Raw genomic sequence first — 16,948 nt, 5'->3', positions numbered from 1 at the left:
TGTCTTCGTACGTCCCTATTTTTTCCTATTTTATCATGCTGGCAATATTCCAGGTAAACTGGCGAAGTTTCCACCCCAATTTTCCTGTCAAAATAATATCGAGTCCCCATTTTCTCGTCCAAACCATTCCGCGTTCAGGGCCGAGTCCGACGCAGTAAAAGTCCATGTAGCTTTTGTGTGCAGGGGCAGGGGTGCCGTCCAAATCAGCCAGCACAATTTTGCCCAAACGTATCGCCTGTCCGGAGGCTTCCTTGCATGTCATCGTGTCCGCTTGACCGCTGGTTGGATCTACGATGCGTGCACAATCGCCAATACTGTACACCCCCGGCGTTCCCGCTACACGATAGGATTCATCGACGACCACCTGTCCGTGTGTGGTCAGTGGCACGCCCATGCTGCGCAATGCGGGATTAGGCTGCAAGCCGAGCGACCAGACGCATAGTCCGACAGCTATCGTGCGACCGCTGGCTAGCGTCAGCTTTCCGTCCCGCTCATGAAGTGCCTTTTGACTATGCAGAATGGTTACGCCGCCATCCGTGAGTGCACTCTCCAGCTTGCGCCCCATTTTGGCAGACCCTTCCGCAAACAAACGATTTTGTGCGTTGATGAGATAGACCTTGACTTCATCAGGATGGATGCCGAGGTTCTTCGCTTCCTCGCGCATGGCAAAAGCCAGCTCCGCAGCGGTCTCTATCCCGCTAATGCCCGCTCCCGCAACGGCGATGGTCAACAATCGCTCTCGTTCGGATGGCTGCTTTTCATGGACAGCTTGGCGCATGTTGGCAAGCCACTTATCCCGAATCGCTTCGGCCGCATCGACGCCCGTCAAAGCGATACCGCCTTGTTCTGGCTCTGGTTGGCGAATGACGCTTCCTACTGCCAGGATGAGCATGTCGTAGGGCAACGCCTGTTCTTGGCCATTTTTGTTCAGGAATAAGAGGGTCTTCTCCTTCCCTGTGATAGATGTGACTGTACCTTGTACGAATTCGACGCCCTCTGGAAACATACTTTTTAGCGGAATCGAGATGTCTGTTTTGGCAACCGCTGGTTTGAACAACAGGACTTTGCGAAGGTGATGAGGCTCTTTATCGAGTAAGATGAAGCGGATCGGGCGTCCTTTGCACGTATCCCGAACGGCTTTTAGCGCGTTGATACCTGCGTGCCCGCCCCCGACAATCACACATGTTTGTTCTTTCATGCCAATCAGCTCCTCGTTTGGATTTGACCATATAACGAGAGAGGGAGCGGTTGTGTGACACACAAGAGGAAAATGTCGAAGAAAATCGAATAGGGAATAGATGGGAAGATAGACATCTGAGTTCGTAGGAGGATTCCAAGCATGTCATACAACATCTACACTTTCGCACAAAGATCGGATCTAAACGATCAAGCAGATGCACTAATCGAAGCAAGCTGGTCTGCCTTCATGCTGAATGACGAGGTGGCTAACGAATATTACGGTCATCTGTATGACTGGTTCTCCCCTTATCAATTTATGCTGACGGACGAGTCTGACCAGGTGATGGCTGTAGGAAATGCGATTCCATTTTATTGGGATGGCACTGCGGAAGGGCTGCCAAAAGGCTGGGATGATGTCTTTCTGCAAGGGATTGAAGACTACCGCCAAGAAAAACAGCCAAACGCGTTATCGGCACTCTCCATCTCCATCGATCCCCGCTATCGCGGACTCGGTCTCAGCAAGCAGATGGTTACAGCGATGAAGGATATCGCCAAGGAAAATGGCTTGGCGTACTTGGTGGCACCTGTCCGTCCATCGCTCAAGCACAAGTACCCGCTCACGCCCATGGACAAGTATGTTCAGTGGAAAACGACCGATGACGCTCCGTTTGATCCGTGGGTGCGCACGCATTGGAAGCTGGGAGCGACGATCATGCAGGTGGCGCCGGAATCCATGCTGATCAGAGGAAGTCTGACGGATTGGGAAAGCTGGACAGGGATGAAATTCCCCGAGTCCGGATCGTACATCATTCCAGACGCATTAGTTCCGGTGCAGGTTGACGTGGAAAAGGACGAAGTGGTATATATCGAGCCGAATATTTGGATGCAGCATTTTTTATAGATCGATTCAAAAGGTTTGGTTTTTGGAAAAGGAAGAACAAACAGCGAAGTAGCCGTTGTGGAAGCCACAGCGGTTTCTTTTTGCATTTTCTGTCACCTTTTTGCCGTGAGATGGATCATACCTACTAGCAAGCAATCAACGGATGAGGTGAACGGGTTGAACGAAGCAGAAACAATGCCAGCGAGTCTGGAGGTTACACGGGAAGCCAGACTGAAATGGCTGATGCAGCAATACGGGGAGAAGATTTTTCATCTGGTGTGTCTCACAGTAAAGAATCATGCCTTGGCAGACGATATTACCCAAAACGTGTTTATCAAAGCATATCGGCATCTCGATCAGTTCCGCGGGGACGGACAGATCAAGCATTGGCTCTACAAGATTGCGATGAATGAAAGCAAAAAGCATTTTCGGTCATGGTCGTTCCGCAACATTTTTCCGACGATGGATGATCATCTGGGCGACCTGATGGATCGGCAGGCAAACAATCAGGTAGAGGAAGAGATTTTAAATCGGGTGAAGCGGGAAGAGGTCGTCACGTACATTCAATCCCTCGTACCGAAGTACAGGCAGGTTATCCTCTTACATTATTACGAAGACCTGTCTATTGCGGAAGTGGCAGACATTCTCGGGGTTTCGCAGGAGGTCGTCCGTACGCGTTTGCATCGAGCCAGGAAGCAATTAAAGGAGACCATGTCGAAGGAGGTAAAAGGATGAGCGACGATCGCATGTGGAAAGAATGGAGTCAATCAGCAAAGCAATCCGTCCGTGAAAAATATCCGTTTCATTTGGAAAAATTCGAGCAGGAAGTATTCACAAAAATTCAGCGTGAGAAACGTCGCCGTCGTTGGCAAGTAACCTCTTGGGCAGCAGGAGTGGCAGTTGCTGCGACTTTTTTCTTCCAGATTGTTCAGCCCTTTGAGGGAAATTTGTGGGGACTGACGGGCGCAGAGCGAGGCCAGGAAGTATTTGAATGGATCACACCAGATGAAGGTTTCATGCATGCTTTGAAGAACGGCTATCCGATTTTGCCTGAGGTGAAATTGGAGAAGGACGGTTTTGTTTATCAGATCAGGGATGCCATGGTCGATCACAGACGGATTACGTTTACGCTGTTAATCTCCGGTGAAAAAATGGAGGAGATTGCGCGGATTCCGGACGAATCGAAAAGAAGCGAGATGCTCTATGGGAGTCTTCGTGTAGATTTTGGGGAGCTGAAAGAAATAGGTCATGCTCCGAAAGATTTTCAAGTAATCGATGGTGTGCATTATCTTATCATCACACCGAATTACCGAATTGACGAGAAAAAAATGCGGGAGTTTATGAATCAGACGAAGCCCGTTCTGCCTGTGCAAATTGTAGATATGCGCAAGAAAGAAGCTGATGAAGTGGTAGCCGAGCTGTTGCTGCCCCTGCCAAGGTCCGTCACTGTAGCAGAAAAAGTAATCCAACCGGATGCAGGTGTAGATGCTGTGCTTGAAACAGACAGCCTGTTAACGAGTCTGAAAGTAAACCAGATCGTAGCTTCTCCGACTGTGATGGAAGCGGAGCTGGAAGCTACTTTGCAGGATGGGTTCGAGCTGCATCGCTTGGAGAATGTCAAGCTGGTAGATGGGAGTGGAAAGGAATATCCGGCAATGGATGACCGAATCAATAAGAATCTGGAACGGGTTCGAGGTGGCGATGCTACCCGGGTTCAGGGCAGCGACAAGTATACCATGCAGTTTTTCCCATCTCTCTTCTTTGGAGACGTACCGGAAAAACTCGAGCTTCGATTCGACGAGGTATCTGCTTTCAAGCAAATTGAGGAGCATCTCGTGCTGGATCGGAATGCCAAATATCCGCAAAGCATTCCATTTGGCAAAAAGAAAAAGCTGAACATAGAAAAGGTGTATTACGACAAAGGCAAGCTTTTCATCGTCATCCCGAACAAGAGACCGGAAGATATTAACTTGCGTGTAGATGGTCAGTACTACAAGGATTTCATTATCGCAGAGAATCTGGAGACTGTTTCGCTTACTTACAAGGTACCGAAACAGGATACGTATCAGATGGAGATGAGCGGACTGGAGTTTGAGAGATTTCCCATTAAAGGTGTAATACCTATTACGAAATAAGAAAGCCTTTGCACGAACCAGGGGGTCTGGTATTGTGCAAAGGCTTTTTACTGTTTTTTACACCCAACCGAGTACTCTTGCCACCTGGGCAGTCAAGAACGTTACTCCGATCGCAATGGCTAGAGGGAAGTGCGGATAGAAGTGTCCATTTCACACTTTTCGTTTCCTTGTAAATATTGAACAAGGTAGTGCCGCAAGGGTAATGAAGCAGAGAGAACAGCATCATATTGAGTGCTGTCAACCAAGTCCACCCGTGCTGCAAGAAGACATCCTTGATGTTGTCGATGCCGTCCACATCAACCATGGCACCGGAGGACATGTACCCCATCAGAAGGATCGGCAGCACGATTTCATTCGCGGGCAAGCCGAGAATAAAAGCCATGAGAATATAGCCATCGAGCCCAATGATATGCGCAAACGGATCAAAAAACGCAGCCATGTGGGCGAGGATGCTATCCCCTCCAACATAGATATTGCCCAAAATCCAAGTGATGACACCAGCAGGGGCGGCTACAATGACGGCCCTTTTCAATACGCTCCACGATTTATCTTTGCTTGCGATCAGGATGGTTTTCCAAATCTGCGGACGACGGTATGGGGGCAGCTCCAGCGTATAGTGTGTTGGTACCCCGCGCAAGGCTGTTTTGGATAGCGTCCAGGAAACAGTAAGAGTGATAACGATTCCAAAAAGTACCATACCCATGACGATAAGAGCAGTAATCAGAGATTGCCATCCGCTGGTCGTGCTGGTCGCCATAAATAGCGACGCCAATAAGATCAAAGTGGGCCAGCGACCATTGCACGGGACGAAATTGTTGGTCAGAATCGCCAACATTCGCTCCCGGGGAGATTCGATAATCCGGGTGGAAAGGATGGCCGCTGCGTTACAGCCAAACCCCATCGACATGGTCAATGCCTGTTTTCCGTGTCCGCCTGCATTTTTAAACAGACGATCCATGTTGAACGCGACGCGCGGCAGATATCCGAAGTTCTCGAGCAGGGCAAAGACTGGGAAAAAGATAGCCATTGGCGGCAGCATGACGCTGACAACCCATGAGGTACCGCGAAAGAATCCGAGAACCAGAATCCCGTGCAGCCAATCAGGTGCATGTACAGCCTGAAAGCCAGCAGTTAGATAACCCTCGACAACACCGAACATGTCGGCAAGCATTCCGGATGGAACATTGGCACCTGCGATCGTAATCCAGAATACCGCGCCTAAAATCGCCAGCATGATGGGGTAGCCCCATATCTTGGACGTCACAATTTTATCCAGCTTATATGCACTAGATAGCTTTTGCTTGTCTTCGTATGTCACTGCTTCCTTGCAAATACTGCGACTGGTGCGGTAAATGTCACTCACAATCGTGTCCCGAACTGCACTGCCTTCCACTGAGTTGCGGGCTACGGAAAGAAGCGCATCCAGGGGATCAGTCGAATTAGTGGCAAACGGTTTGCCCATGGGTCAAGCACTCCTTCCCTGAAGAGGTAGCTGGTTCTTGCATGCGCTCCTTCAAAGTTCGCAACAAACTTTCATCACCATCTAACAACCGCAGAGCGATCCATCTTGTCGGAAAGCGGCTACCCAAGGTTTTCTCGATGAGCGGCTCCAACTGTGCCAGCTTGGATTCAATCTGGTCACTGTAGGTTATCTGTACAGGATTGGGCACGATTGTTCCGTTCGCTACTTTCTCCACCTGATCGAGCAAATTCTCGATCCCAATATGATTTCTGGCGGAAATGGCGATACAGGGAGCGCCTAATCTTTGCGAGATTTTTTCCAGATCAATACGAATACCAAGCCTTTTCGCCTCATCGATCAAATTGACGCATACGACAACGCGAGGGGTCATTTCCAACACCTGCAAGGCTAAATTGAGATTCCGTTCCAATGAAGTTGCGTCCAGTACCACAATGGTGACGTCAGGTTGCTCGAAGATAATGTAATCCCTCGCCACTTCTTCATCCGCCGAGTTTGAATACAAGGAATACGTACCTGGCAAATCGATGATCCGAAAAGTCGTATTTCCCCGAGAGAATTCTCCCTCAGCCATTACGACTGTCTTTCCTGCCCAGTTTCCCGTATGTTGGCGAAGCCCCGTCAATGTGTTGAATAATGTACTCTTACCGGTATTCGGATTTCCTGCCAAGGCAATCCTGTAGGAATTCATTTTTCGTCACTTCCCACGTACTCCCCGAATATGAGGGAGCTTTCTTCTTTGCGCAGGGCGATGATCGTGTTATTTACCCGAAAGGCAATGGGATCGCCTAGCGGACTTTTTTGCATAACTTCAACGATGTTGCCGGGGACGAAGCCGAGATCCAGCAATCGCCTGCGCAGTATACCCTGAACGTCAATCCGATCCAGACAGATGTGGCTACCAATCAAGGCATCAGACAAAGGAATGCTGATAGACGGCATGATGTTCACTCTCCTTTTTCGTTAAGGACAAACTGTTGGCTTAGGGCAAAAATGAGGGTAAAAAAAAGTGCATGTAGTCGTTATCTTCATGATTTTAGTTTAAGATAAGATTCTTTCCCAGGCAACAAAGTTTTTGCTTAAGGAAACTTTTTCGTCATAAAAAACTGCACCTCCAATCGTTAATGGTCTAACAACTGGGGTACAGTATCTAACGGCTAAATTCGTTCCACTGGGCTTGTCAGGCAAGTAGGCCCACCTGTTCCTTTATAAGAAATCTCCTCGCCCTCATAGTCGTACACAGTCGCACCCGCGTCGAGAAGGCGTTGCTTCGTAATCGGGTTCCCTGCCACGACCATACACACTCGTGGAGCGAGGGCGAGAACATTGCTGCCAAGGTTTTCGTACTCATCATCCGGTACCTCGATTAACTGAATGCCTCTGTCGATGAGCAGTTGGCGGAAAAATACTGGCATCAGCTTGGAGTAGACGACTGCCAAATCATGATCGACCATGCTGATAATCGACATCAGATGCAAACATTCGGCAGGACCGCGATCATACGGGAGCTGTACCACGATGATTTCATCTGTGAAATCTTTGACCATTTCCGTAATTTGAGCGATAGCCGCTTCATTCGTACGGAAGCCAAGACCGATCGCGAGTGTTTTGTCATCCAGCCAGACGAGATCGCCGCCATCTGACAAGGCATCGCCTGTGAGCTGTCCCAGGATCGGAATATTGTTTTCTTCTAAAAAGGCTTTGTATACTTCTGCTTCTCCCTGACGTAGTTCCTTGCCAGATTTAAGGATGATTGCCCCTTTGGAAGTGAATTTCACCGGGTCATGGGCGTAAATGGAATCCAGTCCGGTTTTATCGGATTGTGGCAAGTGCAGGACGTTTTCTACATGCTCGCGCAAAATCGATTCGAATTTGGCGTATTCATGCAGAGCGCGGTCCCAGTCAGGGCGGTCTGTATAGTTAAAGGTTTTCCACGATTGATCGAGATGTTCTTGACTGATAAATGCTTGATGGGGATGCTTGATGATGACGGTTTTCATCTTTTTGACCATGGATTGGCTGCCTTGGAACATAGTTGCCTCCCTTTTTCCACATTGCAGAATATTATTCATATTTCGAAATGTTCATCATTAGTTTACACATTCTGATTTCTGACTGTCAATCTGTGATTCCTACCTGGAGTTTTTTTGCGATTCACAAAATTAGAGCAAATGGTTTAACATAGTTTCATATGAGAAGATAGATAAAAAAGGGGGGATGACCGTGATTCAATCGTTTGATCGAGCGATGGCGATTGCAACGGCACTTTCGTCGGATGAACATAGAAAATGGTGGACGATCAATGATTTAGCGAAGGAATGCCAGCTCCCGGTCAGCACCATTTATCGACTGTTGTACACGTTGATGAACCATGGACTGGTAGAGCAGGATGCTGCGACCAAGCAATATACGTTGGGGATTAAGTGGATGGAGTTCGGTTTACGCGTACTTGATCGAATCGATTATCGCAAAGTGATCAAGCCGATGATCGAGGAGCTCGCCAGAGAAGTGAACGAAAGTGTTTATTTCAGTCAGCCTAGCGGACTCGAATCCATTGTCGTCGAACGTGTAGACAGTCAGCATAATATCCGCATCTATGACCAGTTGGGCTTGCGGATTCCAATGCATATCGGTGCGGCCAATAAAGTCGTGCTTGCCCACATGCCTGTGGAAGAAGCGAGACAAACGGTAATCCAGCTCGTGGGTGAAGAGCAGGCGCCTGCTTTTATGGAGAAGCTCCAGGAGATCAGAGCTGCTGGTCATGCGGTCAGCTTTGCGGAGCGGACGGAAAACACGGCCTCTGTCGCAGCGCCGGTGATAGACTACAATCAAAAGGTAATCGGGGCGTTAAGCATTGGAATTGTCACATATGATTTGAAGGAGGAGCGACTCCAGTATTTGATTGAACGGGTAAAGGATGTCGCTCTCAAAACCTCGCAACGGCTAGGCGGCCTGTCAAAGGCTTGACTGGCCTTTTTTTATTTTCATTTCCTTGTAACATTTCCCTTTTGCTTTCGACTATTGGGCTATGAACGTAAAAAAAGAGGAAGCCAGGAGGAAATTCAAAATGAAACCATACGCAACCAAAAAGCTGATGATCACAGTAGGAGCTGCTGCTTTGCTCTTCTCAACCCCATTGTGGGTTGCGCAACCACAAGTAACTGTACAAGCCGCGGCAGCCCAATCGACACAACCCCAATTGAGCAAATTAGCCCAAAAAACCGTAGACAGGCTGAACAAACACTACCCGGAATTAAAAAATGCGGAAAAAACCATTTCGCGTAACAATCAGGAGCGAGATGTCTTCCACATCCAATTCCGCATCTTCAGCAACAAGGAGCGGACGGAAGTATCCCTGTATGCGGATGCCAAAATCGATGCAAACAACGGTATGCTGTTATTCTTCTCTGCACACGACATTCCCAAAAAGAAACCGACTGTAAGTCCTACGGAAGCGATGGGAAAAGAAAAAGCGCCGAGTATTCTGAAGGATTTCATCGGTGACGCCATCAAGCAATACCAAATAGACGAGGTAACAGTTGATGGTGAGGGTGCAGAGGCCGTGGCAAATGTGCGTTTCGTTCGGGTTGTGAATCAGATTCCGGTAAAAGACGATCTTTACGTAGTAGGGATCAATGGAGTAGGCGAGCTAGACTATATAAACGCAGGAAGCACAACAGGATTGCAGATGGACGCAAGTAAATTCGCCGCTCCGTCAGGGGTTAAGAATCCAGACGAATTCGGCAAACAATTAGAAGACATGCTCCACCTTAGCTATGAGCAAAAAGCAAGAGACATAAGCGCTGGCTTTCGCCCAGTCTACAGCCTGAATTTTTCCGGATATCTGGATGCACGATCAGGAGCCGAGGTAGAGTCCGGATGGACCAAGAAAAATAAGTACGGGAAACCAATCCCGATAACGTCTGGCAACCAGCGGGTCTTCGCCAAAACTAATGAGGAGATAGCCACCGCACTCTCCACTTTTATTTCATTGCCTGAAGGAATTGAGTTTAAAATAACCAAAGGTGCGCCAGTTCTCGAGGGGGAAAAGGAGTATGATGCCGTGGTTGGAAACAAAAAGTTCTCAGTGAGGACAGTGAATGATCAGATTGCGTACTTCCATGTACTTGAAAACCCACCAAAGCAGAAAGTGATTACAGAGGCAGCTGCCGAGGAAAAAGCAGTGGCGTTTCTGCAACCGTTTGTAGACGCAGAGGTAATGGAGCTGGTACCACAAATGATTAACAGAGAAGCAGGCAAGCAAACGTTTCTATTTTCCCCTGTACACCAAGGGATTATGGTTGAGGGACAGGGCTATTCAGTAAAAGTTGACATGCATACGGGAGACATTGTATCCGCCAGTTTACCAGTAACTACTGGTAAATTATCCTATGATGATGCCTCAAATGTCGTAGGGCCCGAGCAAGCCGTACAAGCATTGTTGAAAGCTAATCCGCTTACACTGCGCTACGTGTTTCCTTCCCTTAACGGACGGTACCAGGGAATACCTGTCCTTGTTTATGAGCCGAAAGAAAGAAACGGAAAGGTTGACGCGGTTACAGGTCAATTTATCAAGTAGGGAGCAGGGAGAGGAAATCCAGTGCAGGACAGAGTCGATTACGAAGCGCGGATTAAAGCGATCTATCGCGAGCATTACCGTGATGTCTATCAATATCTCTACTACTTTACGGGGAAGCGTGAGCATGCGGAGGATTTGACACAGGAAGTGTTTATCCGGGTCTTGGACGCTTTGGCCAGATATGAAGAGCGTTCCAGTGTGAAGACATGGATTTTGCATATTGCCAAGCATGTCGCCATCGATGATTACCGGAAGAGGCGGGTGCAAACGCTTTTTGGCATGGATTTGTTAAAAGGGCTGCCTTCTCTTCTGGGAAGGCCGGAAGCGGAGCTGGCTTCCAAGGAAGAACAGCTGGAAATTGAGCAGGCGATGCAGAAAATGAAGCCGCATCATCGGAATGTACTGATTTTGCGTGGCATCAAGGCCTACAGTATTCGGGAAACGGCAGAAATCCTCGGGACAAGCGAAGCCAAGGTCCGCGTAGATTTTCACCGGGCAACAAAAGAACTCAAAAAAGTTTTGCATGTCGATTGGATAGGAGGGTTGGCCAATGAATACTCCAAATGACGAGCAATTCTTCGCGGCTCTTCCTCGGTCAAAGGATGCGGAACCAAGGAGCGAATTCGTAGAAGCGCTGGAAGCAAAGCTGGTGCAACGGGCGCGCACCAAAACGAATCGTCCGAAAAGAATCGTCCTCAAGCTGGCGACATGGACAGTTTCCGCTGCAACGGTGGCAGCAGCAATATGGATGATGGGGGTAACCCCGGAGATATTCAAGCAATCTCGGTTTGAATCACAAGCGCATCTGGTACCCCGCTCCTTCTCATCGACAGAAATAAAAGAAAGCGAGCTAAGCCAAGCGGCGATTAGAACATTGGAAAAGCTGTACGAGAAATATCCTCCTTTTCGGGAAGCGGAAAAGAGGGTCTACGTAACCAAAGCTCCTCGCGAGGTGTACGACATAGATTTTCGCACGTTCAGCAACAAAGATCGAACAGAAGTGTCGCTATATGCTAAAGCGAAATTGGACGCCAAAAGCGGGCTCTTGCTCGGGTTGGACCTAGTAAAAATTCCAGGGCAAGAGAAAGTCGAAGGAGCGCCTTCCAAGGAGAGAATAGAGCGACAGGCGAAGGCATTTATAGAACCGTTTCTAGGCAAAAATCTGGAACAGTATCGGATCGAACAAGTAGATGGGCAAGAGGGAGCAGATACCGTTTCGCATGAAGCCGTCCGATTGCAACGCTACGTGAATGACGTGCAGGTAGAAGGAGACAATTATGTGATCGGCATGAGCGATGCCGGGCATATTCGCTACATCAATTCAGGGGATTCAACGGGAATGAACCTGGACATTGGGCGGTTTCCTCCAATAGCTGAGCTGCCTTCACCGAAGAAAGCGGAGAGCGGACTTGCGGAAGTCATGCAACTGACGTATCAGAGAGTCGGGAAGAAGGATGTGGACTACGTTCTTCGTTATAGGGAAAACTTCTCCGGGTATCTTGACGCTCGTACTGGCAAGGAAGTGAAAACGACCTTGTGGCGCGGGGAGTCGTTTCGCGACAGTATTGCCGTCAAGCCCGGAGGCAAGAAGACAATGGTTACATCGGAAAAAGAGGCTGCGGCCGCCATGGAGTTCTTCGGTCAGAAGGTGGAGGGCTTCACATTGACCGGGAGTAATGTGCCCGATTATATGATGGGAGACAACGAACGGGAATACCAGGCCAAAAAAGGAGAGCGATTCATGCGGCTGACTACTGTCAACAATCGGGCTGCATCGTTCAAGATATCTTATCCGGAGCTGCGAGAAGGTGATCCGACACTTGCCGTCGCAGAATTGCAGGAGCGAGCGATCTTGTTTTTGGAGCCGTATTTGGATTCACGGGTGAAGACTGTTCGGATGCGGGAGCAAATTTATGTGATGGGCAGACAGGTTGAATTGAACTTTGTCCGAGAAGTAAACGGCGTAATGGTGCCGGATCAGTTTTACAAGATCACGCTTGACGGGCAGACAGGAGAAATTATCGGGGCCACTTTGACATTCCCTCATGAGCAGGAGACCTTCCCGGATGCGTCCAAGGTAATTTCAGCGGAAGCGGCGGCGCGGGTTTATCTCCAACATAAATCGTTAAGTCCCCGTTATGTATTCCCGCTTGAAAACAATAGGATTCAAGAGCAACCGATCTTGGTCTATTCGGCAGAGATATTGAAAAGCAACGGGGATGTAGATGCCATTACAGGAGAATGGCTGCCATACGAATAAAGAGAGACACCAGGGGGAGACTCCTGGTGTTTCGTTTTGCATAACGCCTTCCCAGAAATTGAATAGTAAAACTTGAGGGGAAGGGCAACCCACCGTCATTTGCATCATTAGCGATCGAATGGAAAAAGGCACAGTCCCTCTGCAAAACCTGCATGCAGCTACTGTGCCTTATACGGGAGCATAATGGTGAACTTGGTTCCTACTCGTGGTTTGCTCGATACATTGACTGTTCCGCCAATCGCATGAATGACATGATAGGAATACGTCAATCCAAGACCGGTCCCAGTTGTTTTCGTAGAAAAGTAAATCGTTCCGAGGCGGCTAATCTGTCCTGCATCCATGCCGATACCGTTATCCTTGATGACCAACAGTGCTTTGTTTCGCTCGATGAGCAAGTCCAGAGAGACTTTTCCGTCCGAAATATCCGAGCACGCCTCGATGGCATTTTTGATGAAATTCACCAACACTTGCTTGAACTCGTCTGGATTGGCCTTGATCGTCACAGGTCTCTCAAAGTCTTGCAGCGTAAGCTCCACGTTATGCATATTGGCAAAGGGGAGCATCACTTCGCGGATGGCATGCAGATGCTCGCTAAGATTAATGATCTCATGCCGTTCCTTGAGCGGCTTGGAAATCGCAAGATATTCGGTCAAAATGGCTTCAGTGCGTTGGATTTCGTCGAGACTGATACGAATGTATTGATCAACTTTTACCAAATTTTCTGGGCATTCCTGTATTAATTTCAAGAAGCCTTTGACTGCTGTCAGCGGATTCCGAACCTCGTGTGCGAGCGATGCAGCAACATGGCTCATCGTCTGGATTTTTTCATTTTGCGCGTGGCGGATAAACAGCTCCTTATCCGAAACGCATTTGCTGAAAAGCGACATTAATAACCAGAGGCCGAAAAAGTTTTGAATAGGAATCACTATGGTGTAGTAAACGAGGTGTTGAGTTACATAGGTGGGAAAAAAGTAATAAGTAGTCCCTAAAGCAACCGTAGAAAAAATCGCACTCGTCATAAAAAGATACAGTGTTTTCCGATAACTGGCTTTGTAGTGCCGATACAAAAAGAGTGACAAGACAAAATTGACTGTAAGGATCAGCATCGCAACCCATGTTCCTTCGCCACCTAGGTAGTACCGATAAACCAAGGCTTCAATCAGAAGGAGCAAGGCAATCTCGATTCCGCCATAAACCAGTCCGAAAAGAATGATGACATGTCGGATATCAAAAAACATGCCATTCGTGACACTCGGGGCGAAGGTCATCGCGAGAAACATGCAGGCTGAGCTGGTGATGCCAATAAAGGAACGGCTGTAGTTCCTCATTTTGTCACGGTAATAGATGTTGAAAAACACAAACGGGATAATGGCGAAAAACCATTGAAGAATAACTTCTTTTAATAGACTCATGTAGCATCCCCATCGCAAATATTTGCTAGGCTTGTATCAATCTACGATAATTCGACAAGACACAACAAAATCCCTCTTGTTGTTACAGAAGAAACTGGAATATTTATCAAGAAAATTCTTTCGGTAAACCCAGTTGACAGATAGGTAATTGCCAGATTATATTCTGTATATACTTATACAAACGTTTTGAAAATAGAAACTACTCTTATCAAGAGAAGGCTGAGGGAATGGCCCTATGAAGCCCGGCAACCTAGCACGAGAGAATGCGTTCTTTCGAGCCAAGGTGCTAACTCCAACAGGTAGAATACCTGACAGATAAGAGGCGAGAATCTTGTCGATTTTTGTCCTCTTTCTCTGTGAAAGAGGATTTTTTGCATTTATCATCTGTTTTCAAAGAGAAAAAGGGGGAACATTTGCGATGAAAAAGAAACTGGGATTACTGACTTCACTTGTTGTGGCTGCGTCCGTTCTCGTTACAGCATGCGGCGGAGGAACAAGCACCGGAACCGGTAGCACGAACCAGCCGGGTGGAGAGAACGCGAAGAGAATCGCATTAATCATGCGTCAAAATGTAGGGACGTTCTCCGCACAATATATCAATGGCGTGAAGACAGAGGTGGAGAAAAACGGCGGCGAGTTGACCGTATTCAACGCAGATACCGATTTGGCAAAAATGGCGTCCAACCTCGATGCGGCTGTGAACCAAAAATTTGATGGCATTCTGATCGACCATGGTACGGCAGAAGCGTTGCAGCAGGGCACGCAAAAAGCCGTGGATAAAAAAATCCCGGTCGTCCTGTTTGATACAGACATCAACATTCCGGGTGTGCCAGTTGTGGCGCAGGATGACAACAAGTTGGCAGAGCTGAGCCTGGAGAAGCTGGCAGCAGATACAAATGGCAAAGGCAGCATCGTAAAAATTTGGGTAGCTGGCTTTGCGCCGATGGAAAAACGTCAAGTCACGTATGAAGCTTTCCAGAAGAAATACCCGGACATAAAAGAGATTGCTGCATTCGGCTCCGCTACCAACAATACGGCACTCGATACACAAACGCAGATGGAAGCGATCTTGAAAAAGTATCCGAACAAAGGTGACATTACAGCAGTATGGGCAGCTTGGGATGAATTTGCCAAAGGGGCGACGCGGGCCATTCAGCAAGCAGGCCGTACGGAAATCAAAGTATACTCCATCGATTTGAGCGATGAGGATCTGCAAATGATCCAGGCGGAAAACTCTCCGTGGACAGCGACGGCAGCAGTAGACCCATCCAATATCGGACGCATTCATGCTCAAACCGTGTTCCAAAAAATCAAAGGCGAGCAAGTGCCAGACAACGTGAAGCTGAATCCAGTGCTGGTGAAACAGGAAGACCTGCCGAAGGATAAAAAAGTAACGATGGGCGACCTGTCCCAATACGTACAAGAGTGGGGCAAGTAAGAACCAAATTGGCTTTTCCCGTTGATCTGTTTCCGTCAACGGGATTTTTCCTTATAGAGGTTGGGACACGCAGGTAAACAGGAGGTGTGAAACATGTCCACATTGCAGATGAAAGGGATGGCGAAGCAGTTTTCTGGGGTTCCTGCCCTGCGATCCGTCGATTTTGAGGTGCGCGCAGGAGAGGTTCACGCACTGCTCGGAGCTAATGGCGCGGGAAAGAGTACCCTGATGAAAATCCTCACAGGAGCGTATCAGGCAGATGGCGGTACGATCACCATCGATGGACAGGCCGTGTCGATTCAATCTCCGCAGGACGCCAAAGCACAGGGCATTCAATGTGTATATCAGGAAGTGGACACCGCCTTGATCCCGTATTTGAGCGTTGCCGAGAACATATTGGCGGGCCAGCTCGTCCAGGCGAAAACCAAGGGACTGATCAACTGGCAGAGCTTGTACAACGAATCAGAGCAGATTTTAAAAAACTTCGGCTTCTCCATTCCGGTGAGGATGCTCGTCGAAGAATGTACGCTTTCGGAAAAGCAATTGATTTTGATTGCACGGGCTACCGTTCAAAGGGCGAAGTACGTCATTTTCGATGAACCGACAGCGCCGTTGAGCACGAAGGAGAGCGAGCGGCTGTTTCAAATCATTGCGCAGTTGAAAAAAGCTGGAGTCGGGATCATTTATATCTCCCACCGCCTACCGGAAATCTTTGAAATCTGTGATCGGATCACCATTATGCGCGATGGACAGCATGTTGTGACCACAGACACGACCAAGACCAACATGGACGAAGTGATCGCGAACATGCTGGGCAAAAGCTTCGACGAGGAGTTCCCGAAGCTGGAAGTGCCGATTGGCGAAACGATTTTTGAAGCGTCAGGTGTGGCTGGCGGCAAAGTACGGGGAGTCGACCTGCAGGTTCGCGAGGGAGAGATCGTGGGCGTCGTCGGTCTGGTTGGGGCAGGGAAGACTGAGCTCGCCCGATTGCTCTTCGGTGCGGATGAGGCAAAGGCTGGTGCCATTCGATTGCATGGAACACGTGTCCAACTGCGCTCGCCAAAAGACGCCGTCGATGCAGGAATCGTGCTCGTCCCGGAGGAAAGGCGCAAGGAAGGAATTTTCGTAGAGGAGTCTGTGCAGAACAACCTGTCTGTCGCCTCGTTGAAAAAGAAGTCCTGGCTCGGTTTTATCAAAAGAGGGTCGGAAGCGGCTAACGCAAGAGAGCTCGTGCAGCGCCTTGGTGTAAAAACAGCCGATATCAAGCAGCTGGTCGGTTTCCTCAGCGGCGGAAACCAGCAAAAAGTCGCTATCGGCAAATGGCTGGATACAAACGCTCACCTCTTTATGTTTGACGAGCCGACAAAAGGGGTCGATATCGGCGCGAAAAGCGATATTTACCGCCTGATCGGAAATCTCGCTGAGCAGAAAAAGGGTGTCCTGTATTTCTCCTGTGAGTTTCAGGAAGTCATCGGGATCGCAGACCGGATTCTCGTCATGTTCGAGGGTAGGATCGTGAAGGAATTGAGTCGCGAGGAAGCAACACAAGAGCTGATTATGTACTACGCAAGCGGAGGTGAGTAAC

At 48.6% G+C, this 16,948-nt stretch carries 14 protein-coding genes, 1 pseudogene and 1 riboswitch; of the genes and pseudogenes, 9 read left to right on the top strand and 6 right to left on the bottom strand.

Going from position 1 to position 16,948, the window contains the following annotated elements:
* Positions 1-25: 25 nt before the first annotated feature.
* Positions 26-1,198, bottom strand: a complete 1,173-nt coding sequence (locus ACKKE8_RS27900; RefSeq protein WP_409175869.1) for an NAD(P)/FAD-dependent oxidoreductase — start codon at positions 1,196-1,198, stop codon at positions 26-28.
* Between the two features lie 141 nt (positions 1,199-1,339).
* Here ACKKE8_RS27900 and ACKKE8_RS27895 point away from each other — a divergent pair, with 141 nt between their 5' ends.
* The 3 genes from ACKKE8_RS27895 to ACKKE8_RS27885 all read left to right on the top strand — a co-directional run bounded on the left by ACKKE8_RS27895 (position 1,340) and on the right by ACKKE8_RS27885 (position 4,194).
* Positions 1,340-2,080, top strand: a complete 741-nt coding sequence (locus ACKKE8_RS27895; RefSeq protein WP_409175868.1) for a GNAT family N-acetyltransferase — start codon at positions 1,340-1,342, stop codon at positions 2,078-2,080.
* 156 nt (positions 2,081-2,236) lie between these two features.
* On the top strand, positions 2,237-2,794 hold the full coding sequence (locus ACKKE8_RS27890; RefSeq protein WP_409175867.1) for a sigma-70 family RNA polymerase sigma factor: 558 nt from the start codon (positions 2,237-2,239) through the stop codon (positions 2,792-2,794).
* A complete protein-coding gene (locus ACKKE8_RS27885) occupies positions 2,791-4,194 on the top strand; it encodes a hypothetical protein (protein WP_409175866.1) in 1,404 nt (467 codons plus the stop codon). The genes ACKKE8_RS27890 and ACKKE8_RS27885 overlap by 4 nt, the downstream gene beginning before the upstream one ends.
* A gap of 57 nt (positions 4,195-4,251) precedes the next feature.
* Here ACKKE8_RS27885 and ACKKE8_RS27880 read toward each other — a convergent pair.
* The 4 genes and pseudogenes from ACKKE8_RS27880 to ACKKE8_RS27865 form a co-directional block, all read right to left on the bottom strand.
* Positions 4,252-5,656: pseudogene (locus ACKKE8_RS27880) on the bottom strand (nucleoside recognition domain-containing protein).
* A complete protein-coding gene (locus ACKKE8_RS27875; protein WP_409175865.1) occupies positions 5,634-6,365 on the bottom strand; it encodes a FeoB small GTPase domain-containing protein in 732 nt (243 codons plus the stop codon). The pseudogene ACKKE8_RS27880 and the gene ACKKE8_RS27875 overlap by 23 nt, the downstream one beginning before the upstream one ends.
* A complete protein-coding gene (locus tag ACKKE8_RS27870; protein ID WP_251253390.1) occupies positions 6,362-6,616 on the bottom strand; it encodes a FeoA family protein in 255 nt (84 codons plus the stop codon). Before ACKKE8_RS27870 ends, ACKKE8_RS27875 begins: the two co-directional genes overlap by 4 nt.
* 215 nt (positions 6,617-6,831) lie before the next feature.
* The gene (locus ACKKE8_RS27865) at positions 6,832-7,707 is read right to left on the bottom strand and encodes a dimethylarginine dimethylaminohydrolase family protein (RefSeq protein ID WP_409175864.1); all 876 of its coding nucleotides are present in this window, start codon (positions 7,705-7,707) and stop codon (positions 6,832-6,834) included.
* Between the two features lie 190 nt (positions 7,708-7,897).
* Between ACKKE8_RS27865 and ACKKE8_RS27860 the strand changes: the two genes are divergently transcribed.
* The 4 genes from ACKKE8_RS27860 to ACKKE8_RS27845 all read left to right on the top strand — a co-directional run bounded on the left by ACKKE8_RS27860 (position 7,898) and on the right by ACKKE8_RS27845 (position 12,513).
* Positions 7,898-8,641 carry an IclR family transcriptional regulator gene (locus ACKKE8_RS27860; RefSeq protein ID WP_409175863.1) on the top strand — a complete coding sequence of 248 codons (744 nt, stop codon included), beginning with the start codon at positions 7,898-7,900 and terminating at the stop codon, positions 8,639-8,641.
* A 100-nt stretch (positions 8,642-8,741) separates the two neighbouring features.
* Positions 8,742-10,253, top strand: coding sequence for a hypothetical protein (locus tag ACKKE8_RS27855; protein ID WP_409175862.1), 1,512 nt, complete (start codon positions 8,742-8,744; stop codon positions 10,251-10,253).
* A 21-nt stretch (positions 10,254-10,274) separates the two neighbouring features.
* Positions 10,275-10,820: an RNA polymerase sigma factor gene (locus ACKKE8_RS27850; protein WP_409175861.1), complete on the top strand. Its 546-nt coding sequence runs from the start codon at positions 10,275-10,277 to the stop codon at positions 10,818-10,820.
* Complete coding sequence (locus ACKKE8_RS27845; protein ID WP_409175860.1) at positions 10,804-12,513, top strand: hypothetical protein; 1,710 nt, start codon at positions 10,804-10,806, stop codon at positions 12,511-12,513. Before ACKKE8_RS27850 ends, ACKKE8_RS27845 begins: the two co-directional genes overlap by 17 nt.
* 158 nt (positions 12,514-12,671) lie before the next feature.
* Here the strand turns inward: ACKKE8_RS27845 and ACKKE8_RS27840 are convergent, their stop codons facing one another.
* Complete coding sequence (locus ACKKE8_RS27840) at positions 12,672-13,925, bottom strand: ATP-binding protein (protein ID WP_409175859.1); 1,254 nt, start codon at positions 13,923-13,925, stop codon at positions 12,672-12,674.
* Positions 13,926-14,127: 202 nt separating this feature from the next.
* A riboswitch (SAM riboswitch) is annotated at positions 14,128-14,247 on the top strand.
* Between the two features lie 96 nt (positions 14,248-14,343).
* On the opposite strand from ACKKE8_RS27840, the gene ACKKE8_RS27835 reads away from it, so the two are divergent.
* Both ACKKE8_RS27835 and ACKKE8_RS27830 read left to right on the top strand, forming a co-directional pair.
* A complete protein-coding gene (locus ACKKE8_RS27835) occupies positions 14,344-15,363 on the top strand; it encodes a sugar ABC transporter substrate-binding protein (RefSeq protein WP_409175858.1) in 1,020 nt (339 codons plus the stop codon).
* A 93-nt stretch (positions 15,364-15,456) separates the two neighbouring features.
* Complete coding sequence (locus tag ACKKE8_RS27830; protein WP_409175857.1) at positions 15,457-16,947, top strand: sugar ABC transporter ATP-binding protein; 1,491 nt, start codon at positions 15,457-15,459, stop codon at positions 16,945-16,947.
* Position 16,948: the final 1 nt, after the last annotated feature.

Origin of the sequence: Brevibacillus fortis, from assembly GCF_046196545.1 — a bacterium.
Classification (GTDB): domain Bacteria; phylum Bacillota; class Bacilli; order Brevibacillales; family Brevibacillaceae; genus Brevibacillus; species Brevibacillus fortis_A.
Note: the sequence above shows the minus strand (reverse complement) of the source record. Positions and strands in the feature narration are given on the sequence as shown.